Origin of the sequence: Patulibacter defluvii (assembly GCF_034096925.1) — a bacterium.
Classification (GTDB): domain Bacteria; phylum Actinomycetota; class Thermoleophilia; order Solirubrobacterales; family Solirubrobacteraceae; genus Patulibacter; species Patulibacter defluvii.
Map to the genome: position 1 here is coordinate 1 of NZ_JAWZSQ010000033.1, position 20,303 is coordinate 20,303.

Here is a 20,303-nt window from a genome sequence, read left to right on the forward strand (position 1 = left end):
ACGGCGCCGAGGGCGCGCTCGCCGAGGCCGCCCCGCCGGCGGTCGCCGGCGACGATCCGCGGCGGCTCGGCGAGCTGGCCCGCGGCGCCCGCGAGCTGCTCGCCGGCGGCCGCCTGGAGGCCGCCGACGAGGTCATCCGCGGGCTCGAGGACGCGGCCGAGCGGCTGCGCGCGCAGGCCCCGCCGAGCGACGCGCCGTAGCCGACGGCGGCCGTTTGCACGGGGTTTCCGCGAACCGCCGCGAACGGCCCCCCGCTGTCCGGCGCGGCCCGTAGCCTGAAGGTCGTGAGCTCCGGTCCCTGCGTCCACCTGCACGTCCACTCCGAGTACTCGCTGCTCGACGGTCAGCCGAACATCGGCAAGCTCGTGAAGCGGGCCGCGGAGCTGGAGCAGCCGGCGGTCGCGCTGACCGACCACGGGGTCATGAACGGCACCGTCGAGCTGTACAAGGCGGCGAAGAAGGAGGGCGTCAAGCCGATCGTCGGCTGCGAGCTCTACCTGACCGACGACCACGCCTTCCGCGACGGCAAGCGGGAGATGAACCACCTGACCGTGCTGGCCCGCGACCAGCAGGGCTACCGCAACCTGATGCGGCTCAGCTCGCTCGGCTACACCAAGGGCTTCCACCGCGGCAAGCCGGCCGTCGACTACGGCCAGCTGGCGGAGAACGGCGACGGCCTGATCGTGCTCAGCGGCTGTCTCGCCTCGCGCTTCTGCAAGCGGATCGCCGACGAGAAGCTGGACGAGGCCCGGGCCCACGTCGACGACCTCTTCCAGGCGGTCGGGCGCGACAACGTCTACTTCGAGGTCCAGAAGAACCTCGTCCCGCTGCAGGACAAGTGCAACGAGCAGATCGTGCGGATCGCGCGCGAGACGGGGCGGCCGATCGTCGGCACCGCCGACGTCCACTACCTGCGGTCGGAGGACTACTCGACCCACCGGGCGATCCTCTGCGTCTCGACCCAGTCGACGCTGGCCAACCCGAAGATGGCCGATGCCTTCACCGACAACGTCTTCTACCTGAAGTCGAACCAGGAGATGGCCAGCGACTTCGCCGAGTGGCCGGAGGCGATCCCGACCACGCTCGAGATCGCCGACCGCTGCAACGTCGAGGTCCCGCTCGGCCAGACGCTGCTGCCGCGGTTCCTGCCCGAGGGCGAGGACGAGGCCGCCTACCTGCGCGCGCGCGTCGACGAGGGCCTGCGGGCCCGCTACGGCGACCCGATCCCGGGCGCTGCCCGCGAGCGCGCGGAGATGGAGCTGGGCGTCATCAACCGGATGGGCTACGACGCCTACTTCCTGATCGTCTGGGACTTCATCCACTGGGCCAAGAAGCACCAGATCCCCGTCGGCCCGGGTCGTGGCTCGGCCGCCGGCTCGCTGATCGCCTACGCGCTCGGGATCACCGACATCGACCCGCTCGAGTACAACCTGCTGTTCGAGCGCTTCCTCAACCCGGACCGCGTGTCGATGCCGGATATCGACATCGACTTCTCCGTCCGTGGCCGCGAGCGCGTGATCGAGTACGTGACCGAGAAGTACGGCCGCGAGCGGGTCGCCCAGATCGTCACCTTCGGCCGGATGCTGCCGCGCAACGCGACCAAGGACTCGGCGCGGATCCACGGCTTCGACTACGCCACCGGCGACCGGCTGGCGAAGCTGGTGCCCGACCCGATCATGGGCAAGACGCCGCCGCTGGCGAAGCTGCTCGACGAGAACGAGCAGCTGCCCGAGGGCGCCGAGCTGCGCCAGGCCTACGGCGGCGACCCGGTCGCCAAGCAGGTGCTCGACACCGCGCTCGGCCTGGAGGGCAACGTCCGCGCCTTCGGCATCCACGCGGCCGCGGTCGTGATCAGCGACCGCGACCTGACCGACGTCGTGCCGCTGCTGCTCTCCGACAGCCGCAAGGTCGACGAGGGCGGCCGCAAGATCTACAACCAGGTCACGCAGTTCCCGATGGGGCCGATCGAGGAGCTCGGCCTGCTGAAGATGGACTTCCTGGGCCTGCGCAACCTCGACGTGATCGAGGACGCCCTGGGGATCATCGAGCAGTCGACCGGCCAGCGGATCGACATCGCCGAGGTGCCGCTCGACGACCGCAAGACCTACGAGATGCTGGCCCGCGGCGACTCGATCGGGGTCTTCCAGTTCGAGTCCGAGGGCATGCGCAAGGCCCTCCGCCAGGTGGTCCCGACCGAGTTCGACGACCTGATCGCCCTGGTGGCGCTCTACCGCCCGGGCGCGATGGCGCAGATCCCGACCTACGCGGCGGGCAAGCACGACCCGGCGACGATCCGGATCCCCGATCCGCGCCTGGAGCCGATCATCGGCCCGACCAAGGGCGTGATCCTCTACCAGGAGCAGGCGATGCTGATCTCGCGTGCCCTGGCGGGGTTCACCCCCGGTCAGGCGGACGACCTGCGGAAGGCGATCGGCAAGAAGAAGCGCGACAAGATGGCGGAGCTGGAGCCGCTCTTCCGCCAGGGCTGCGCCGCCTCCGGCACCGATCCGGGCGTGATCGACTGGCTGTGGAAGACCAACGAGGCGTCGGCCGACTACTCGTTCAACAAGTCGCACGCCGCCTGCTACGGCCTGGTCTCGTACCGCACCGCCTGGCTGAAGGCCAACTACCCGGCCGAGTACATGGCGGCGCTGCTGTCCTCGGTGATGTCGACCAAGGACAAGGTCCCGTTCTTCCTCAACACCTGCGAGGAGATGGGGATCGACGTCCTGCCGCCGGACGTCAACGAGTCCGACCACGAGTTCACCGTCCACGACGGGGCGATCCGGTTCGGGCTCGACGCGGTCAAGGGCGTCGGCCACGCCGCGGTCGAGGCGATCAAGGAGGCCCGCGAGGAGCAGCAGTTCTCGTCGCTGTGGGACTTCTGCGAGCGGGTCGATCACCGGGCGGTCAACGGCAAGGCGCTCGACTCGCTGATCCGCTGCGGCGCGTTCTCCTCGACCGGGGCCACCCGCCAGGGGATGCTGTCGGTGGTCGAGGACGCCCAGGCGGCGGGCAAGAAGGTCCAGCAGGACGCCGCCGCCGGCCAGGGCTCGATCTTCGACCTCGGCGGGGAGATGGGCGGGGGCGAGTCGGCGCCGGCCGCCTCGGTCGCCCACCCGCCGATCCCGACCGCGGAGTTCGACCAGCGCGAGCTGCTGGCGATGGAGAAGGAGGTCATCGGCCTGTTCCTCTCCGCCCACCCGCTGAAGGACGTCCGCGACGCGCTGACGAAGGCGACCGACTGCGGGATCGCCGACCTCCGGACCCGCGCCCACGACCAGTGGATCGAGGTCGGCGGGATGGTCGCCGACATCCGCCGGATCACCACCCGCAAGGGCGACCTGATGCTGCGCGGCGTGCTCGAGGACACCGAGGGCAGCGTCGACCTGGTCGTCTTCCCGAAGGCGGTCCCCGAGCTGGAGCCGCTGCTGCAGCCGGACGAGGTGGTGCTGGTCCGCGGTCGCGTCGACCTGCAGGACGCCGACCGGCCGGCGCTGCTGGTCCAGAGCGCCAAGCCGTTCCGGCCCTCGCAGGACGAGATCGCCCAGGCTCAGGGGGCGGCCGACGCCCGGCGTGCCGAGCGGGTGGCCGCGGCGCTGCCGACCGAGCTGCACGTGCGGGTCGAGGGCGGCGCGGTGCTGGAGTCGGCGCTCGACCGGCTCAAGCACCTGCTGCGCGACCACGAGGGCGACTCGGCGGTGGTGCTGACGATCGCCACCTCGGCCGGCCCGCGGACGCTGCGGCTGGGCGAGGGCTTCCGGGTCGCCCCCGGGCCGACGCTCGAGGTCGAGCTGGAGCGGCTGTTCGGCGAGGGCGCGCTGTCGGCGGCGGCCCCGCCGGCCCCGACCGCGGCGGCGCCGGTGCCGCAGCCGGTGGCGGCCTAGGGGCGGAGCGGGCTGGTCCGGCGGGCCGCGCCGACGGGCCGGGTCGCGCCGCCGGGGCTGGGCACGTCGCCGGGCCCGGCCGGGCCGGGCGGCCGCGGCTGCGGCCGCCCCAGGCGACAGGGTCCGGCCGCCCTACGCCACCCGCCGCCAGGGCGCCAGCAGGTCGGCCATCGCGGCCATCGTCGCCCGCTGCAGGTAGGGCCCGAAGGTGATCCGGCGGACGCCGGTCGCCGCCAGCGCGGCCAGGTCGTCGCCCGGCTCGGCGATCGCGTTGACGGGCCGGGGGAGGGCATCCACCAGCCGCCGCAGGTCGGCCGGGTCGCGGCTGCCGATCGGGTAGAGCACGTCGGCCCCGGCCTCGGCGTAGCCCCGCAGCCGCTCGATCGTGCGGTCGATCCGCGTCCCGGGGTCGCCGTCGGCGTGCAGCAGCAGGTCGCAGCGGCCGTTCAGCACCACCCCGATCCCGCTGTCGTCGGCGGCGCCGCGGACCGCGGACAGCAGCGCCTGCTGCTCCGCCGGCGACCGCAGCCGGCCGCCGGCGCCGTGGTCGCTGTCCTCCAGGTTCAGGCCGACCGCGCCGACGTCGAGCAGGCCGTCGACCAGCGCCGTCGCCGTCAGCCCGTAGCCGGACTCCAGGTCGGCGGTCACCGGCACGTCGACCGCGGCCGCGATCGCGCCGACGGCGTCGAGCATCCGGTGGACGTCGACCCCCTCGCGGTCGGGCCGGCCGAGGCTGGCGGCGACCGCGGCGCTGGCCGTCGCGACCGCCGGGAAACCGGCCGCGACCGCCGCCCGCGCGCTGGCCGCGTCCCAGACCGACGGCAGCACCAGCGGCCGGCCCGCCGTTTCGGCGTGGAGCGCCCGCAGCCGCGCCGCCCGCTCCGCGAGCCCCCCACGGGCGGCGGTCCGCAGGCTGCTCATCCCCGAGCGGGGCCGGCCGCGACCGGCTCGTCGGCCGGGACGGCGGACGCGGCCACCGGCACCGCGCAGACCGCGCCGGTCGAGTAGCCGTCGGGGTCGATGTCGAAGGCGCTGTTGAAGCGCGCGCGGTGGTTCTCCCACGCGATCGCCGTCGTCAGGTGGACCAGCTGCCGCTCGTCGAACTGCTCGCGGAGGGCGGCGAAGAGCGCGTCGTCGACCGCGACCGGGGTCCGGCTCATGGCCACCGCGTAGTCGAGCACCAGCCGCTCGCGCTCGTCGAAGGCCGCGCTCTCGCGGTAACGGACCAGCTCGCGGATCTGCTCCTCGCTGACGCCGTGCTGGGTGCGGGCCAGGAACGAGCCGATGTCCACGCAGTACTCGCAGCCGACGACCGTCGCCGCCTTCAGCACCGCCAGCTCGACCAGCCGCGGCTCGACGTCACGGCTGCGTTCCAGCTGCCGCTCCATCGCCCCGACGCCGAGCGTCAGCCCGGGGTGGTGGAGGGCCACCCGCAGCGCGCCCATCACCTGTCCGGTCGCCTTGCGGGAGGCCCGGAAGGCGTACCGCCCCAGCAGCCCGCCCCCGCCGTCCCGCACCTCGCTGATCCGCGTCATCGCCGGTCCTTCCGTCGGTCGGTCCCGGCCTTCGCCGGGCTCGATCTCAGGCTAGGCTTGGCCGCGCGCGATGGGCAAGGACCGGAACCCCGCCCCGACGGCGGACCACTCCCCGCCCGGCGGCCGGCCGCCGCGCGGGCTCGACCTGGCCGTCGCCCTGCGGCGCGGCGACGGACCGCTCCACGAGCAGCTGGAGCAGGCGCTGCGCGACGCGGTCGCCGACGGCCGCCTGGGCGCCGGCACCGCCCTGCCCTCGACCCGCACGCTCGCCGGCGACCTCGGCGTCTCGCGCGGGGTGGTGGTCGAGGCCTACGCCCAGCTGCGGGCCGAGGGCGTGCTGCGGACCCGGCCGGGCGGCGGCACCGACGTCGCGCCGCCGGCCGCCCCGCCGCCGGTCGAGGCCCCCGCCGGCCCGGTCCGGCGACCGCCGCCGACGCCGCGGATCGACCTCCGCTCCTACGTGCCCGAGCTGGGCGCCTTCCCCCGCCGCGGCTGGGCGGACGCGGCCGCGACGGCGCTCCGCGAGGCGCCCGACGGGGTCCTCGAGGGCACCGACCACCAGGGCACGCCGGCCCTTCGCGCCGCGCTCGCGGCCTACCTCGGCCGGGCCCGCGGGGTCCGGACCGACGCCGACGGGCTGGTGGTCACCTCCGGCACCACCCAGTCGATCGCGCTGCTGGCCGAGGTCCTGCGCGACGCCGGACCGGTCGTCGTCGAGGGCCCGGGCTTCCCGCTCCACCACGAGCTCTTCCGGCGGGCGGGGATCGAGACGATCGTGGTGCCGGTCGACCGCGACGGGATCGACGTCGGCGCGCTGCCCGAGGGCGACGTGGCCGCCGCGCTGGTGACTCCGGCCCACCAGTTCCCGCTCGGCGGCGTGCTCGGGCCCGAGCGGCGCTCGGCGCTGCTGGCCTGGGCCGCCGCCCGCGACGCGCTGCTGATCGAGGACGACTACGACGGCGAGTACCGCTACGACCGCGACGCCCCGCCGGCGCTGCAGGGCGGCGCGCCGGAGCGGGTCGCCTACCTGGGAACGGCCAGCAAGACCCTCGCCGGCGCCACCCGCCTCGGCTGGATCGCGGCCCCGCCCGGGTTCCGCGAGCGGCTGGTGGCGGCCAAGGGCTGGGCCGACGGCGGGACCTCGGTCCTGGTCCAGCTGACGATGGCCGAGCTGCTGACGTCGGGCGCCTACGACCGCCACGTCCGCCGCAGCCGCGACCGCTACCGGCGCCGCCGCGACCGGCTGCTGCGGGCGCTCGACGCGCTGCTGCCCGAGGCCGAGGCGCTGGGGGTCGCCGCCGGCCTGCACGTGACGGTGCGGCTGCCCGAGCCGGTCGACCTGACGACGCTGCTGCAGCGCGCCTGGACCCGCGGGGTCGCCCTCCACGGGGCGGTCGTCGGCCGCACGCCGGGCGCGGCCGAGAGCCTGCCCGACCATCCGCTGGCCGGTCCGATGCTGCTGGTCGGGTTCGGCAACCTGCCCGACCCGTCGGTCGAGCGGGCGGCGCGCGAGCTGGCCGAGCTGGTCGCCGAGGCCCGCGGCTGACCCCGGCCGGCGCCGACCGCCGCCGCTTCCCTAGCCTTGGCCGCATGCGCGTGCGCTTCGCTCCCTCGCCGACCGGTGCCCTGCACATCGGCGGCGCCCGGACGGCCCTCTACAACTGGCTGATGGCCCGCGGCTCCGGCGGCCAGCTGCTGCTGCGGATCGAGGACACGGACCGCGAGCGCTCGACCCCGGAGAACGTCGAGCAGATCCTCGACGCGCTCCGCTGGCTGGGGATCGACTGGGACGAGGTCGAGGGGGTGGAGGGCGGGATCGATTTCCAGACCCAGCACGAGCCGCGCCACCGGGCGGTGATCCGGCAGCTGCTGGCCGACGGCCAGGCCTACCGCTCGCACGCCAAGGCCGACGACGTCCAGGCCTACAAGGCCGAGCACGGCGCCGACAAGGGCTTCCGCGGCGGCGACCACCCGACCCGCGCCGCCGACGACGACGAGACCGCCGCCGTCCGCCTGCGGGTGCCGGAGGGGGAGACCGTCGTCCGCGACCTGATCCGCGGCGACACGACCTTCCGCAACGTCCACCTGGACGATCCGGTGGTCGCCCGCGGCGACGGCAGCCCGCTCTACAACCTGGCGGTCGCGATCGACGACCTCGACGCCGGCATCACCCACGTCGTGCGCGGCGAGGACCACCTCTCCAACACCCCCAAGCAGCTGCTCGTCTACCAGGCGCTGGGCGCCGAGCCGCCGCTCTTCGCCCACCTGCCGCTGCTGCACGGGCCGGACGGCAAGAAGCTCTCCAAGCGCCACGGCGCGGCCTCGGTCCAGGAGCTGCGCGACGCCGGCTACCTGCCCGACGCGGTCCTCAACTACCTGGCGCTGCTCGGCTGGGGCGACGAGGACGACGAGACCGAGCTCTCGCGCGAGCAGCTGCAGCAGCGGTTCGACGTCGCCCGGGTCTCGAAGAACCCGGCCCGCTTCGACGAGCAGAAGCTGCGCTGGCTGAACGGCCGCTACCTGCGGGCCCAGGGCCTCGACGGCCTGACGGCGACGATCGCCGAGCACCTGCGCCGCAGCGGCCACGGCGACGCGATCGCCGGCCGCGACGAGCTGCTGCGGACCGCGGTCGAGATCAGCCAGGAGAAGATCCAGACCGTCGACGACTTCTGGCCGCTCTCCGGCTTCCTCTTCGCGGGCCCGGTCGACGACCCGAAGGCGCGCGAGAAGTGGCTCGACGAGCCGCACCGCGAGCACCTGGCCGCCGTCCGCGCGACGCTGGCCGCGCTCGAGCCGTTCTCGCTCGAGGCGGTCGACGGGGCGCTCCGCGGCCTGGTCGGCGAGCGGGGGGCGAAGGCCAAGGACGTCTTCCAGCCGCTGCGGGTGGCGCTGGCCGGCACGGCCGTCTCGCCGGGGGTCTTCGAGTCGGCGGCCGCCCTCGGCCGCGACGAGACGCTGCGGCGGATCGACGCCGCGCTCGCCACCTGAACGCGATTCCAAAAGGTTCGGCGAGCACGCCAAATCGTCGTCCATCACAGGGGATACGGTGTAAACGGACACAGTGACCGGGCGCTGTCCAGGCAACCGGACTCAAGTTCGATGCCGGAACTGCCGATACGTCCAGAGTCCTTGGTGTCGACCGCCGATCGCTCGTGAGACCTTCCGCTGCCACGCTGACCCCGCCCCTCCCGTCCGCCGCCGGCGGTCCATCAGGGCGCTCGCGGGTGTCGGTCGCCGCGGTCCCGACCCGCCCGAACGAGCAGCACGGCCGCCGTCTGACCGCCGCCTTCGAGGCGCTGGAGGGCTTCCCGGCCCTCGGCGAGTCGCAGGCGCGGCTGTTCGCGGCCCTCGATGCCGAGCCGATCGATCCCGCCGCCGTCGTCTCGGCGATCGAGACCGACCTCGGCCTCGGGCTCTCGGTCCTGCGGCTGGCCAACCGGCTCGACACCGGTGCCGCCGGCCGCGTCTCCTCGATCGCCGAGGCGATCGAGGCCGTCACCCCGCCGTCGCTGCGGGTGCTGGCCGAGCGGACCCGGACGGTCGACTTCTTCGACCGCAGCGGTGGCTGGGGCCGCGAGGCCGACGCCTACCGCCGCCACGTGGCCGCCGTCCAGGGCGCGGTCCAGCGGATCGCCGGCGTCGTCGACGAGATCGACGTCGACCTGCTGTCGGCCGCGGCGCTGCTGCACGACGTCGGCAAGCTGGTCCTCCGCCACGCCCACCAGGGCTACCCCGACAAGCTGCTGGCCGCCGACGCGACGCCCGAGGAGCGGCTGGTCGGCGAGCGCCGCGAGCTCGGCGTCGACCACGCGCTGGTCGGCGGCGTGCTGATGCGCCGCTGGGGGCTCCCGCGGGAGCTGGCGCGGCTGGTCGAGCGCCACCACGCCGAGGAGGCCGACCGCGACGTCTCGGTCCTGCGGCTGGCCGACCTGCTGGCCCACCACGCCCACGGCGACGAGGTCTCGCCCCAGATCCTGATGCGGGTCGCCCGCAACGTCGGGATCGACGCGCCGGTCCTCCGCGGGCTGCTCTACGACCAGGCGCTGCCCGCTCCGCGGCGCTCGCGGGGGGCCGCGCCGTGCCCGCTCTCCAGCCGCGAGATGGAGGTCCTGCGGCGGCTGGCCGCGGGCCGGGTCTACAAGCAGATCGCCAGCGAGCTGGGGCTGTCGACGAGCACCGTCCGCACCCACCTGCACAACATCTACGGCAAGCTCGGCGCCGTCGATCGGGCCCAGGCGGTCCTGATCGCGGTCGAGCGAGGCTGGCTCTGAGCCGCGGCGGCTACGCCGGTCGTGGCCGCGGCGCCCGCCGCGCCGCCCAGCGGACCAGCAGCGCGGCGGCGGCGATCCCGATCGCGTCGATCGCCACGTCGCGCGGGGTCCCGACCCGCCCCGGCACGTGGTGCTGGTGCAGCTCGTCGATCGCCGCCCAGCCGATCGCGACCGCGGCGCCGGCGGCCAGCGGCGCGCCCCACCAGCGGGCGACCAGCGCCGGCAGCGGCCGCGACGGTCGCCGCCAGCCGTCGACCGCCCGCGCCACCAGCAGCGTCAGCAGCCCGAACTCGGTCACGTGGGCGCACTTGCGCAGCACCAGGTCCAGCTGCCCCAGCTCGGTCTTCAGGTCGGACTGCGCGCTGAGGAACCAGATCAGCCCCATCAGCGCCAGCGGCGGGACGAGCAGGCTGGCGCGCCGGCCGCGGCCGGCGGGCGTGACGTGCGGTCCGGCCCCTCGCATAGGATCGACAGCCTACGAGGCCGCTCCGCGGACCACCTCACGGATCACCTGATGCTGTCGATCACCGCCAAGTCGCCCTACGCCGTCCAGGCCCTGACCGAGCTCGGCCGGGCCGGGGGCATGACGACCCCGGTGCCGGTCGCCGAGCTGGCGCGCCGGCGCGAGATCCCCGGCCAGTTCCTGGAGCAGCTGTTCGCCACCCTCCGCCGGGCCGGCCTGCTGCGCTCGCAGCGCGGCGTCCACGGCGGCTACGTGCTGACGCGCGACCCGCGCGAGATCACCGTGCTCGAGGTGGTCGAGATGCTCGACGGTCCGGTCGGGCAGGACGCCAAGGGCGTCTTCGCCGAGGTCGCCGCCGCCGCCCGCGAGGTCCTGGCCACCACCACGATCCAGGACGTCATCGACCGCGAGGCCCGGGAACAGGGCCAGACGATGTACTGGATCTGAGATGCCCGAAGACATCACCGACATCACCGGCCTGGTCGGCCGCACGCCGGTCGTGCGGCTGGCCCCGCTCGAGCCCGAGGGCAGCGGCGTCGAGCTCTACGGGAAGCTCGAGCAGTACAACCCCGGCGGCTCGGTCAAGGACCGGATCGCGCTCGCGATGGTGCTCGCGGCGGAGAAGGAGGGCCGGATCACCCCCGGCCGGACCACGATCGTCGAGGCCACCAGCGGCAACACCGGGATCGGCCTGGCCTTCGTCGCCGCCGCCCGCGGCTACGAGCTGGTGATCACCCTGCCGCAGGGGATGAGCCGCGAGCGCGAGACGCTGCTGCGGCTGTTCGGGGCGCGGGTCGAGGTGGTCGAGTCGATGGGCGGCATGACCGAGGCGGTCGAGTCGGCGCGCGCGCTGGCCGACGCCGACGACGTCTGGATGCCCGACCAGTTCGCCAACCCGGCCAACCCGGCGATCCACAAGAAGACCACCGGGCCGGAGCTGCTGGAGCAGCTGGACGGCCGGATCGACGTGCTGGTGGCCGGGATCGGCACCGGCGGCACGATCACCGGCGTCGGCCACGCGCTGAAGGCGAAGAACGAGAAGACCCTGGTGGTCGGCGTCGAGCCGGCCTCGTCGGCGGTGCTCTCGGGCGAGCAGGCCGGTCCCCACCGGATCCAGGGCATCGGCGCCGGCTTCGTGCCGCCGGTGCTCGACCGGCGGGTGGTCGACGAGATCCTGACCGTCACCGACGACGACGCGATCGACACCGCCTGGGCGGTCTCGAAGCGCTGCGGGGTGCTGGCGGGGCTGTCGTGCGGGGCCGCGCTCAACGCCGCCGTGCGGGTGGCGGAGCGGCCGGAGTCGAAGGGCAAGCGGATCGCCGTGATCCTGCCCGACAGCGGCGAGCGCTACGCGAGCATGCCGTTCTTCCAGCCGCGGTGAATCGGACTTCGGTCCGCAACCGCGGTCCGCGTTCGGCGGCGCGCTAGCCTTGGCGGCGATGTTCGTGGAGCTTCGACGGGACGTGCAGGCCGCGCGCGAGCGCGATCCCGCCGCTCGCGGAGTCGGGACTTTCGAGATCCTGGCCACCTGGCCCGGTGTCCAGGCGCTGCTGGCCCACCGCCTCAGCCACCGCCTGCGGCGGCGCGGGGTGCCGCTGCTGCCGCGGCTGGTGGCCCACGTCTCGCGGACCCTGACCGGGATCGAGATCCACCCCGCGGCCGAGATCGGCCAGGGGCTCTTCATCGACCACGGGTCGGGGGTCGTGATCGGCGAGACGGCCCGGATCGGCGACGACGTGACGATCTACCAGGGCGTGACGCTCGGCGGGACCGGCTTCCAGGTCGGCAAGCGCCATCCGACCGTCGGCGACCGGGTCACGATCGGCTCCGGCGCCAAGCTGCTGGGCCCGATCACCGTCGGCGACGGCGCCAAGGTCGGCGCCAACAGCGTCGTGATCACCGACGTGCCCCCGAACGCGACCGTCGTCGGCAACCCCGGCCACCCGGTCCGGATCGACGGCCGCAAGGTCGAGGGTCCCGACGCCGACTGGATCCACCTGCCCGACCCGGTCGCCGACGCGGTCCGCGCCCTCGGCCGCCGCGTGGTCGAGCTGGAGCAGCAGGTCCGCGACCTCGGCGGCACCCCGGCCAGCGGCCCGACCGCGGCCGACGCCGACGGCGCCCAGGTCCACGAGCTGCGCCCCAAGCAGGGCCGCAGCCCGGCCGGCGGCTGAGCGGCGGCTCAGTAGAAGACGGTCCGGCAGCGGTGGCGCGGGCGGGCCTTGACCTCGGGCCGCTGGCCGGCGTCCCACAGCCAGGCGTCGAGGTGCCGCGCGGGCACGCCGGTGCGGGCGCTCAGCAGCTCGACGGCGTGCAGCGCGCAGCAGCGGATCTCGTGCTCGGCCCGGTGCAGCGGCAGCAGGTCGCCCTCGTCGATCGCCGCCGCCAGGTCGTCGTCGTAGTGCAGGACGCCGGCGCAGCGGAGGACGTGGGGGACCAGGTTGTCGGCGAACATCGTCAGCCGGTCGAGGTCGTGGAGCTCGCCGACGCCGAAGGTGGCCACGTCGCTGCCGAGGATCTGGGCCCGCTTGTAGAGCCCGTGGTCGCGGTAGAACGGCATCCCGTCGACGACCATCTCGGCCAGCCGCACCGCCGAGCCGTCGGCGGCGGCGAAGAGGTCGGCCGCCCGCCGCTCGCCGAGGAACGTGCCCAGCGCCCGCAGCGCCTCGCCGTAGAGCGCCATCAGGTGGTGTCCCGGGTCCTGGCCGAGGACCGCCGCGACGTCGGCCGCCGTCAGCTGCCGCAGCGCCGCCGCCGACCACGGCCCGTGATCGCGGAAGTGGTCGGCCAGCGCCCACGCCACCGTCCAGTAGCCGCTCGAGTCCGGGCGCTTGCGGAGGGTCGGGAACCAGCCGGAGCCGAAGTTGATCGCGTTCAGCGTCAGCACGTAGTCGGCGACGTCGGCCGGCTCGCCCTCGTGGAAGTGGCGGGTGGCGTCCTGCTCGGGCACCGTGCCCGGCTCGAGCGCGCCGAGCGCCTCGTGGTCGATCGTGACGAAGCGGGCGTCGGCGGCGACCGCGGCCGCGTGGCCGCGAACCTCGTCGGGGAGGGACATGCGTGCACCGTAGCGGCCGGCTCCGACGCGGCGGCCGCGCGGCCCGCCGGGCCGGCTCCTATCCTCGATGGGTGTCCTCCGTCGACGCCTACGCCGCCGAGCTGCTCGAGGGGCTGAACGACCCCCAGCGGGAGGCCGTCGCCCACGAGGGCGGTCCGCTGCTGGTGATCGCCGGCGCCGGCTCCGGCAAGACCCGGGTCCTGACCCACCGGGTCGCGTGGCTGGTGCGGACCAACCAGGCCGGCCTCGGCGAGATCCTGGCCGTCACCTTCACCAACAAGGCGGCGGCCGAGCTGCGGAACCGGGTCGGCGAGCTGCTCGGCCACTCGACGCGCGGCCTCTGGGTCTCGACCTTCCACAGCTCGTGCGCGCGGATCCTGCGGGTCGAGGCGGAGCGGCTGGGCTACTCGCGCCAGTTCACCATCTACGACTCGGACGACGCCAAGCGGCTGCTGAAGCGGGTCCTCGACGGCCAGGGCGCCGACACCAAGCGCTTCACGCCCGGCGCCGTCCACAACCGGATCTCCGACCACAAGAACCGGCTCCGCAGCGTCGAGCAGGCCGCCGACCAGGCCGCCGGCTTCTACGACCGCACGATCGTCGACGCCTACCGCGGCTACCAGCAGGCGCTGGTGGCCAACAACGCGATGGACTTCGACGACCTGATGGGCCGCACGGTCGACCTCTTCGAGCGCTTCCCCGAGGTCCGCGAGCGCTACCGCAACGCCTTCAAGCACGTGCTGGTCGACGAGTACCAGGACACCAACCCGGCCCAGTACCGGTTCCTGCAGCTGCTCTGCATGGACGACCCGATGCACCAGGGCCCGGACGACGAGTTCGGGCCGCTGGAGGGCGAGGAGCCCGGCCACCGCAACCTGATGGTGGTCGGCGACGACGCCCAGTCGATCTACGGCTTCCGCTCGGCCGACATCCGCAACATCCTCGACTTCGAGGACGACTTCCCCGACGCCAAGGTCGTGCGGCTGGAGCAGAACTACCGCTCCACCCAGCAGATCCTCGACGCCGCCAACGGGCTGATCGAGCACAACGCCAACCAGCGCAAGAAGCACCTCTGGACCGACCTCGGCGCCGGTGATCCGGTGCGGGTGCGGGCGCTGCCCGACGACCACGCCGAGGCCCGCTGGGTGGTGGCGGAGATCGAGCGGCTGGCCGGCGAGGGCGTGCCGCTGGGGGAGACGGCCGTCCTCTACCGCACCAACGCGCTCTCGCGGGCGATCGAGACGGCGCTGACCGGGGCCGAGCTCGGCTACCAGGTGATCGGCGGCGTCCGCTTCTTCGACCGGGCCGAGGTCAAGGACGTGCTCGCCTACCTGGCGTGGCTGCTGAACCCGGCCAACACGGTCGCCTTCCAGCGGATCGTCAACCGGCCCAAGCGCGGGATCGGCGACACCACCGTCGGCCGGCTGCTGGCCCACGCCGAGACGCTCGGCGTGACGCCGCTGCAGGTGCTCGACGACCCGGCCGCGGCGGGGCTGAAGACCGCCGCGATCCGCGCGGTCGGCGCCTTCGCCGAGCAGGTCCACGAGCTGCGGGCGGCGGTCGAGGCCGGCAGCACGATCGCCGACCTGGTCGAGGCGGTGCTGCGGGTGACCGGCTACCGGGCCGAGCTGGAGGCCTCCAGCGACCCCCAGGACGAGGGCCGGCTGGAGAACCTGGAGCAGCTGCACGCCTACGCCGACGAGTTCGACCACGAGGACGCCGGGGCCGCGCCCGACGAGGAGCGCGAGAGCCTGCGCCCGCTCGACCGCTTCCTGCAGCAGACGGCGCTGCTCTCCGACGCCGACCAGAAGGACGACGGGCAGGGGGGGAGCGCGTCCACGGTCACGCTGATGACGCTCCACAACGCCAAGGGGCTGGAGTTCGACAGCGTCTTCCTGATCGGCTGCGAGGACGGCGTCTTCCCCCACAGCCGCGCGATCGACGCCGGCGAGCTGGAGGAGGAGCGGCGGCTGGCCTACGTCGGCCTGACCCGCGCCCGCCGCCACCTGGCCCTGACCTGGGCCCGCCGCCGCGGCCTCTACGGCCCGCCGCAGTCGCAGGTGCCCAGCCGCTTCCTGCGCGAGCTGCCGGTCGAGGCGCTCGACGAGTCCTCGCCCGAGGCACTGAGCGGCGGCGTCCAGGCGGTCCCGCGGCCGCGCTACGGCGGCACCTCGGGCATCGGCCGGATCGGCGGGGGTGGCGGCGGAGGCGGCCGATCGCTGGCCGACCTCGGCCTGCGGCGCGGCAGCGAGCTCGGCTCGGCCGGTCGCGCGGCGGCCGGCGGGGCCGGCGACGACGTCCCGGACGTGGTCCCCGGCCAGCGGGTCCGCCACGGCAAGTTCGGCGAGGGCGACGTGGTGACCGTCGACGAGACGGTGATCGTGGTCGACTTCGACGAGCACGGCGAGCGGCGCCTGATCGCCGGCTTCGCCCGACTCGAGCCGGTCTGAGCGCTAGCCTCCCGCCCGATGCCCGCGACGATCATCGACGGCAAGCAGGTCGCGGCCGAGGTCCGCGCCGAGGTCACGCGCGAGGTGCAGGCGTTCGTCGCCCGCCACGGCCGACCGCCGGGCCTGGCCACGATCCTCGTCGGCGAGGACGCGGCCAGCGCGGTCTACGTCGGCGGCAAGCAGAAGGCCTGCGCCGAGGCCGGCATCCGCGGCTTCGACCACCGGCTGGCCGCCGACGCCCCGCGCGACGAGGTCGTGGCCCTGATCGAGCGCCTGAACGCCGACCCCGAGGTCAGCGGCATCCTCTGCCAGCTGCCGGTCCCGGACCACCTGGACGGGGTCGAGCTGACCAACCTGATCGCGGCCGAGAAGGACGTCGACGGCCTGACCGTCGCCTCGGCCGGGCGGCTGGCGCTGGGCCTGCCGGGCCTGCGGCCCTGCACCCCGGCCGGCTGCATCCGGCTGCTCGACCACGCCGGCGCCGAGCTGTCGGGTGCCGAGGCGGTGGTGATCGGCCGCTCGAACCTGTTCGGCAAGCCGATGGCCCAGCTGCTGCTGCAGCGCAACGCGACCGTCACGATCGCCCACTCGCGGACCCGCGACCTGGCCGCCGTCGCCCGCCGCGCCGACGTCCTGGTGGCCGCCGTCGGCCGGCCGGAGATGGTCCGCGGCGACTGGATCAAGCCCGGCGCGACGGTGATCGACGTCGGCATCAACCGGCTGCCCGAGCCGCCCGCCGGCCGCTCCTCGGCGCTGGTCGGCGACGTCGCCTTCGACGAGGCGGTCGCTGTCGCGGGGGCGATCACGCCGGTCCCCGGCGGCGTCGGCCCGATGACGATCGCGACCCTGCTGGCCAACACGGTCCAGGCCGCGCGGCTCCAGGCCGGCGAGGTCTGAGGTGGCGATCGGCCGCCTGCGCCGTGGGGAGCTGCTGGCGCTGGTCGGCCTGCTGGCGCTGGTCGCCTCGCTGTTCCTCGACTGGTTCGACGGCCGCGGCTTCTCCGCCCTCGGGCGGCCGTGGGAGGACCTGGTCGTGCTCTTCGCGCTCGCGATCGTGGTGGTGCTGGCGCTGGCCCAGCGGGCGGCGCCGGGGCGACCGACCTTCGGCGCCGTGGTCTCGCTCGTGCTGGCCGGGACGCTCGGCCTGCTGACGCTGCTGGCGACGGTCGTCCGCACGCTGCTGGCCGCGCCGGGCGGCCTCGACCCGGCGGCCGGCGGCTGGCTCGGCCTGGCCGGGCTGCTGGTCGCGCTGGCCGGGCTCTGGGTCGCGGTCGCCGACGAGCGCCGCGGGGCGCCCGAGAGCGCCTTCGACCCGCCGCCGCCGCGGCCGGTCCCGCCGCTGCGGCCGGACTGAGGCCGCACGGACCGCGCCCGCCGGGCCGCGGTCACTAGCATCCGGCAGGTGATCGACCGCGACACCGTTCTGCACGTGGCCGCGCTCGCCCGGCTCGACCTCCACGAGGACGAGATCGAGCCGATGGCGCGCGAGCTGTCGGCCGTGCTCGGCCACCTGGAGACGATCGGCGAGCTCGACCTCGACGGGGTCCCGCCGACCGCCCACGTGCTGGCCTCGGAGAGCCGCCTGCGGGCCGACGAGCCGCACGTCTCGCTGCCCCGGGAGGTCGCCCTCGACCAGGCACCCGGCGCCTCCGAGGACGGCTTCCGCGTCCCCAGCCCGCAGGCCTGATATGACCGATCCGATCAGCCTCACCGCCGTCGAGGCGGCCGCCGCCCTGCGCCGCGGCGACCTCTCCATCGACGAGCTGTTCGCGGCCTACCGCGAGCGCGCCGCCGCCGACGACACCAACAGCTTCACCTGGCTGGCCGACGGCCCGGACAGCGCCGCGGCCGGCGGCTTCGGCGGCCCCGACGAGCGCCCGCGGCCGGGGGCCGACACGGTCCTCGCCGGCCTGCCGGTGGCGATCAAGGACCTCTTCTGCATCACCGGGGTCCCGACCGCCGCCTGCTCCAACCTGCTGCGCGGCTACCGCCCGCCCTACACCGCGACCGCCGTCGCGCGCCTGCAGGACGCCGGGGCGACGATCCTCGGCAAGACCAACCAGGACGAGTTTGCGATGGGCTCGTCGAACGAGAACTCGGCCTTCGGCCCGGTCAAGAACCCCTGGGACCGGACCCGCGTCCCCGGCGGCTCGTCGGGCGGCTCGGCGGCCGCGGTCGCCGCCGGCCTGGCCCCGGTCGCGCTCGGCACCGACACCGGCGGCTCGGTCCGCCAGCCGGCCGCGCTCTGCGGCGTCGTCGGGCTGAAGCCGACCTACGGCACCGTCTCGCGCTACGGCATGATCGCCTTCGCCTCGTCGCTCGACCAGGCCGGGCCGATCGGCCGCACCGTCGCCGACACGGCGCTGCTCTTCCGCCACCTGACCGGTCCCGTCGACCCGCGCGACGCGACCTCGATCGGCTGGGGCGGTGGCGACGAGCTCGGCCTGCCGACCGCCGAGCGGCTCGACGGGCTGCGGATCGGCGTCCCGGTCGAGCTGCTGGGGGAGGGCGTCGAGCCCGGCGTCCGCGCCGCCTTCGACACTGCCCTGCGGCGGGCCGAGGACCTCGGCGCGACCGTCACCGACGTCGCCCTGCCGCACGCCCGCCACGCGCTGGCCGCCTACTACGTGCTGGCCCCGGCCGAGGCGTCCTCGAACCTCTCGCGCTTCGACGGCGTCCGCTACGGGAATCGCGTCCCGGCCGACGACCTCGTCTCGCTCTACACCGGCACCCGCCACGACGGCTTCGGGCCCGAGGTCAAGCGCCGGATCATGCTCGGCACCTTCGCCCTCTCCAGCGGCTACTACGACGCCTACTACGGCCGCGCGCAGCAGGTCCGGACCAAGATCGTCGAGGACTTCCGCGCCGCCCACGAGGAGGTCGACCTGATCGCCACGCCAACCAGCCCGACCGTCGCCTGGAAGCTCGGCGAGCGGGTCGACGATCCGCTGGCGATGTACCAGGCGGACACGTCGACGCTGCCCTTCTCGCTCGCCGGCGTACCGGCGATCTCGATCCCCTGCGGGCTCTCCGAGGGGCTGCCGGTCGGGCTCCAGCTGTCGGGTCCGGTCTTCAGCGAGCAGCGGATCCTCGAGGCGGCGCACGCGCTCGAGCAGGCGCTCGGCTTCGACGGCACGCCGGCCCTGGGGCTCACGACCGATGGCGACGCCACGAGCGGAGGGGCCGCATGACCGCCTACGAGCCCGTGATCGGGCTGGAGATCCACGTCCAGCTGGCGACCCGCACGAAGATGTTCTGCTCGTGCGAGCTGGTCTTCGGCGACCCGCCGAACACCCACACCTGCCCGGTCTGCCTGGGCCTGCCCGGCACGCTGCCGGTGGTCAACCAGGAGGCCGTGCGGCTGGGCCTGATGATCGGGATGGCGTTCCGCGGCGAGCTGGCCGACCGCTCGGTCTTCCACCGCAAGAACTACTTCTACCCCGACCTGCCCAAGGGCTACCAGATCAGCCAGTTCGACGAGCCGCTGGTCTCCGGCGGGCAGCTCGGCGACGTGCGGCTGGAGCGGGTCCACCTGGAGGAGGACGCGGCCAAGCTCGTCCACGCCGGGGCCAGCGGCCGGATCGGCGGCTCGACCTCGTCGGTCGTCGACTACAACCGTGGCGGCACCCCGCTGGCGGAGATCGTCACCCGGCCCGACATCGGCTCGGCCGAGCAGGCGTCGGCCTGGCTGCGGCTGCTGCGCGAGACGCTGCGGCAGCTCGGCGTCAGCGACGTGAACATGGAGGAGGGCTCGCTGCGCTGCGACGCCAACGTCTCGATCCGCCCGGTCGGCCAGAGCGAGCTCGGCACCAAGACCGAGCTGAAGAACATGAACTCGTTCCGGTTCATCGAGCAGGGGATCAACGCCGAGATCGCCCGCCAGACCCGGATCCTGGAGTCGGGCGGCACGATCGACCAGGAGACGCTGCACTTCGACCCGCGGACCGGCGCGATCACGTCGCTGCGCTCGAAGGAGGAGTCGCACGACTACCGCTACTTCCCCGAGCCCGACCTGCCGCCGCTGCGGGTCCCGCAGGAGCTGGTCGACCGCGCCCGGGCGGCGATCCCGGAGCTGCCGCTGGAGCGCTCCGAGCGCTTCCGTGACGAGCACGGGCTGCACGAGGAGTCGGCCCGGCTGCTGGCCTTCCGTCGCGAGCTGGGCGACTACTACGAGGCCGTCGTCTCCGCCGCCGGGCCGGACGGCGACCGCCAGCAGATCGCCAACTGGGTCGGCAACGACCTGGTCCGGCGGCTGGAGGCGGATGAGGAGGCCGACTCCGATCCGGCCCGCTCGAAGGTCGAGCCGGCCGCGCTGGCGCAGCTCGTCGCGCTGGTCCAGGCCAAGACGATCACCCGCAAGGCGGGCGAGCAGGTGCTCGACGCGCTGGTCGCCGAGGGCGGCGCGCCGCAGGCGATCGTGGAGCGCGAGGGGCTGGCGGCGATCGGCGGCGGCGACGAGCTGCGCCCGATCGTCGAGGCGGCGCTGGCCGCCAACCCCGACGTGGTCGAGAAGCTCAAGAGCGGCAACATGAAGCCGATCGGGGCGATCGTCGGCCACGTGATGAAGGAGACCAAGGGCCGCGCCGACGGCGGCGAGGTCACCCGCCTGACCCGCGAGATCCTGGGGCTCTGAGCCGGCGGG

At 74.5% G+C, this 20,303-nt stretch carries 18 protein-coding genes; 14 read left to right on the forward strand and 4 right to left on the reverse strand.

Annotated features, from left to right (window positions below):
• The coding region (locus SH587_RS22590; protein ID WP_320672922.1) for a hypothetical protein at window positions 1-200 on the forward strand (200 nt) is incomplete at its 5' end.
• Window positions 201-284: 84 nt separating this feature from the next.
• Window positions 285-3,887 (forward strand): DNA polymerase III subunit alpha, encoded by a 3,603-nt coding sequence (gene dnaE / locus SH587_RS22595; RefSeq protein WP_320672923.1) that lies wholly within the window; start codon window positions 285-287, stop codon window positions 3,885-3,887.
• A gap of 132 nt (window positions 3,888-4,019) precedes the next feature.
• Here dnaE and SH587_RS22600 read toward each other — a convergent pair whose 3' ends face one another.
• Window positions 4,020-4,808, reverse strand: a complete 789-nt coding sequence (locus SH587_RS22600; protein ID WP_320672924.1) for an isocitrate lyase/PEP mutase family protein — start codon at window positions 4,806-4,808, stop codon at window positions 4,020-4,022.
• Window positions 4,805-5,422, reverse strand: a complete 618-nt coding sequence (locus tag SH587_RS22605; RefSeq protein ID WP_320672925.1) for a carboxymuconolactone decarboxylase family protein — start codon at window positions 5,420-5,422, stop codon at window positions 4,805-4,807. Before SH587_RS22605 ends, SH587_RS22600 begins: the two co-directional genes overlap by 4 nt.
• A 70-nt stretch (window positions 5,423-5,492) precedes the next feature.
• On the opposite strand from SH587_RS22605, the gene pdxR reads away from it, so the two are divergent.
• From pdxR to SH587_RS22620, 3 genes are all read left to right on the forward strand, one after another.
• Window positions 5,493-6,968, forward strand: coding sequence for a MocR-like pyridoxine biosynthesis transcription factor PdxR (pdxR, locus tag SH587_RS22610; protein WP_320672926.1), 1,476 nt, complete (start codon window positions 5,493-5,495; stop codon window positions 6,966-6,968).
• 44 nt (window positions 6,969-7,012) lie between these two features.
• On the forward strand, window positions 7,013-8,410 hold the full coding sequence (gltX, locus tag SH587_RS22615; RefSeq protein WP_320672927.1) for a glutamate--tRNA ligase: 1,398 nt from the start codon (window positions 7,013-7,015) through the stop codon (window positions 8,408-8,410).
• Window positions 8,411-8,646: 236 nt separating this feature from the next.
• Window positions 8,647-9,693 carry an HDOD domain-containing protein gene (locus SH587_RS22620; protein ID WP_320672928.1) on the forward strand — a complete coding sequence of 349 codons (1,047 nt, stop codon included), beginning with the start codon at window positions 8,647-8,649 and terminating at the stop codon, window positions 9,691-9,693.
• A gap of 10 nt (window positions 9,694-9,703) precedes the next feature.
• Here SH587_RS22620 and SH587_RS22625 read toward each other — a convergent pair whose 3' ends face one another.
• Window positions 9,704-10,156 carry a VanZ family protein gene (locus SH587_RS22625; protein WP_320672929.1) on the reverse strand — a complete coding sequence of 151 codons (453 nt, stop codon included), beginning with the start codon at window positions 10,154-10,156 and terminating at the stop codon, window positions 9,704-9,706.
• A gap of 51 nt (window positions 10,157-10,207) precedes the next feature.
• On the opposite strand from SH587_RS22625, the gene SH587_RS22630 reads away from it, so the two are divergent.
• Genes SH587_RS22630 through cysE form a run of 3 tightly spaced genes read left to right on the forward strand, consistent with a single transcriptional unit; the run spans window position 10,208 to window position 12,330 of the window.
• Window positions 10,208-10,603 (forward strand): RrF2 family transcriptional regulator, encoded by a 396-nt coding sequence (locus SH587_RS22630; RefSeq protein WP_320672930.1) that lies wholly within the window; start codon window positions 10,208-10,210, stop codon window positions 10,601-10,603.
• Between the two features lies 1 nt (window position 10,604).
• Window positions 10,605-11,537 carry a cysteine synthase A gene (gene cysK / locus SH587_RS22635; RefSeq protein WP_320672931.1) on the forward strand — a complete coding sequence of 311 codons (933 nt, stop codon included), beginning with the start codon at window positions 10,605-10,607 and terminating at the stop codon, window positions 11,535-11,537.
• A 58-nt stretch (window positions 11,538-11,595) separates the two neighbouring features.
• Window positions 11,596-12,330: a serine O-acetyltransferase gene (gene cysE, locus SH587_RS22640; RefSeq protein ID WP_320672932.1), complete on the forward strand. Its 735-nt coding sequence runs from the start codon at window positions 11,596-11,598 to the stop codon at window positions 12,328-12,330.
• Window positions 12,331-12,338: 8 nt separating this feature from the next.
• On the opposite strand, the gene SH587_RS22645 is transcribed toward cysE, so the two are convergent.
• Window positions 12,339-13,211 (reverse strand): queuosine salvage family protein, encoded by an 873-nt coding sequence (locus SH587_RS22645; RefSeq protein ID WP_320672933.1) that lies wholly within the window; start codon window positions 13,209-13,211, stop codon window positions 12,339-12,341.
• Window positions 13,212-13,282: 71 nt separating this feature from the next.
• Between SH587_RS22645 and SH587_RS22650 the strand changes: the two genes are divergently transcribed.
• From SH587_RS22650 to gatB, 6 genes are read left to right on the forward strand one after another with little or no spacing between them, the layout of a single operon-like run.
• Window positions 13,283-15,661, forward strand: a complete 2,379-nt coding sequence (locus tag SH587_RS22650; protein ID WP_320672934.1) for an ATP-dependent helicase — start codon at window positions 13,283-13,285, stop codon at window positions 15,659-15,661.
• Window positions 15,662-15,679: 18 nt separating this feature from the next.
• Window positions 15,680-16,558, forward strand: a complete 879-nt coding sequence (gene folD / locus SH587_RS22655; protein ID WP_320672935.1) for a bifunctional methylenetetrahydrofolate dehydrogenase/methenyltetrahydrofolate cyclohydrolase FolD — start codon at window positions 15,680-15,682, stop codon at window positions 16,556-16,558.
• A 1-nt stretch (window position 16,559) separates the two neighbouring features.
• Window positions 16,560-17,015, forward strand: a complete 456-nt coding sequence (locus SH587_RS22660; protein WP_320672936.1) for a hypothetical protein — start codon at window positions 16,560-16,562, stop codon at window positions 17,013-17,015.
• A gap of 48 nt (window positions 17,016-17,063) precedes the next feature.
• The gene (gatC, locus tag SH587_RS22665; RefSeq protein WP_320672937.1) at window positions 17,064-17,348 is read left to right on the forward strand and encodes an Asp-tRNA(Asn)/Glu-tRNA(Gln) amidotransferase subunit GatC; all 285 of its coding nucleotides are present in this window, start codon (window positions 17,064-17,066) and stop codon (window positions 17,346-17,348) included.
• Between the two features lies 1 nt (window position 17,349).
• The gene (gatA, locus tag SH587_RS22670) at window positions 17,350-18,852 is read left to right on the forward strand and encodes an Asp-tRNA(Asn)/Glu-tRNA(Gln) amidotransferase subunit GatA (protein WP_320672938.1); all 1,503 of its coding nucleotides are present in this window, start codon (window positions 17,350-17,352) and stop codon (window positions 18,850-18,852) included.
• On the forward strand, window positions 18,849-20,294 hold the full coding sequence (gene gatB / locus SH587_RS22675) for an Asp-tRNA(Asn)/Glu-tRNA(Gln) amidotransferase subunit GatB (protein WP_320672939.1): 1,446 nt from the start codon (window positions 18,849-18,851) through the stop codon (window positions 20,292-20,294). Before gatA ends, gatB begins: the two co-directional genes overlap by 4 nt.
• Window positions 20,295-20,303 lie beyond the last annotated feature (9 nt).

Coding starts and splice junctions, on each gene's coding strand:
- SH587_RS22600 (WP_320672924.1), bottom strand. CDS start 4,808: ATGAGCAGCCTGCGGACCGCCGCCCGTGGGGGGCTCGCGGAGCGGGCG.
- SH587_RS22605 (WP_320672925.1), bottom strand. CDS start 5,422: ATGACGCGGATCAGCGAGGTGCGGGACGGCGGGGGCGGGCTGCTGGGG.
- pdxR (WP_320672926.1), top strand. CDS start 5,493: ATGGGCAAGGACCGGAACCCCGCCCCGACGGCGGACCACTCCCCGCCC.
- gltX (WP_320672927.1), top strand. CDS start 7,013: ATGCGCGTGCGCTTCGCTCCCTCGCCGACCGGTGCCCTGCACATCGGC.
- SH587_RS22625 (WP_320672929.1), bottom strand. CDS start 10,156: ATGCGAGGGGCCGGACCGCACGTCACGCCCGCCGGCCGCGGCCGGCGC.
- SH587_RS22630 (WP_320672930.1), top strand. CDS start 10,208: ATGCTGTCGATCACCGCCAAGTCGCCCTACGCCGTCCAGGCCCTGACC.
- cysK (WP_320672931.1), top strand. CDS start 10,605: ATGCCCGAAGACATCACCGACATCACCGGCCTGGTCGGCCGCACGCCG.
- cysE (WP_320672932.1), top strand. CDS start 11,596: ATGTTCGTGGAGCTTCGACGGGACGTGCAGGCCGCGCGCGAGCGCGAT.
- SH587_RS22645 (WP_320672933.1), bottom strand. CDS start 13,211: ATGTCCCTCCCCGACGAGGTTCGCGGCCACGCGGCCGCGGTCGCCGCC.
- folD (WP_320672935.1), top strand. CDS start 15,680: ATGCCCGCGACGATCATCGACGGCAAGCAGGTCGCGGCCGAGGTCCGC.
- gatA (WP_320672938.1), top strand. CDS start 17,350: ATGACCGATCCGATCAGCCTCACCGCCGTCGAGGCGGCCGCCGCCCTG.
- gatB (WP_320672939.1), top strand. CDS start 18,849: ATGACCGCCTACGAGCCCGTGATCGGGCTGGAGATCCACGTCCAGCTG.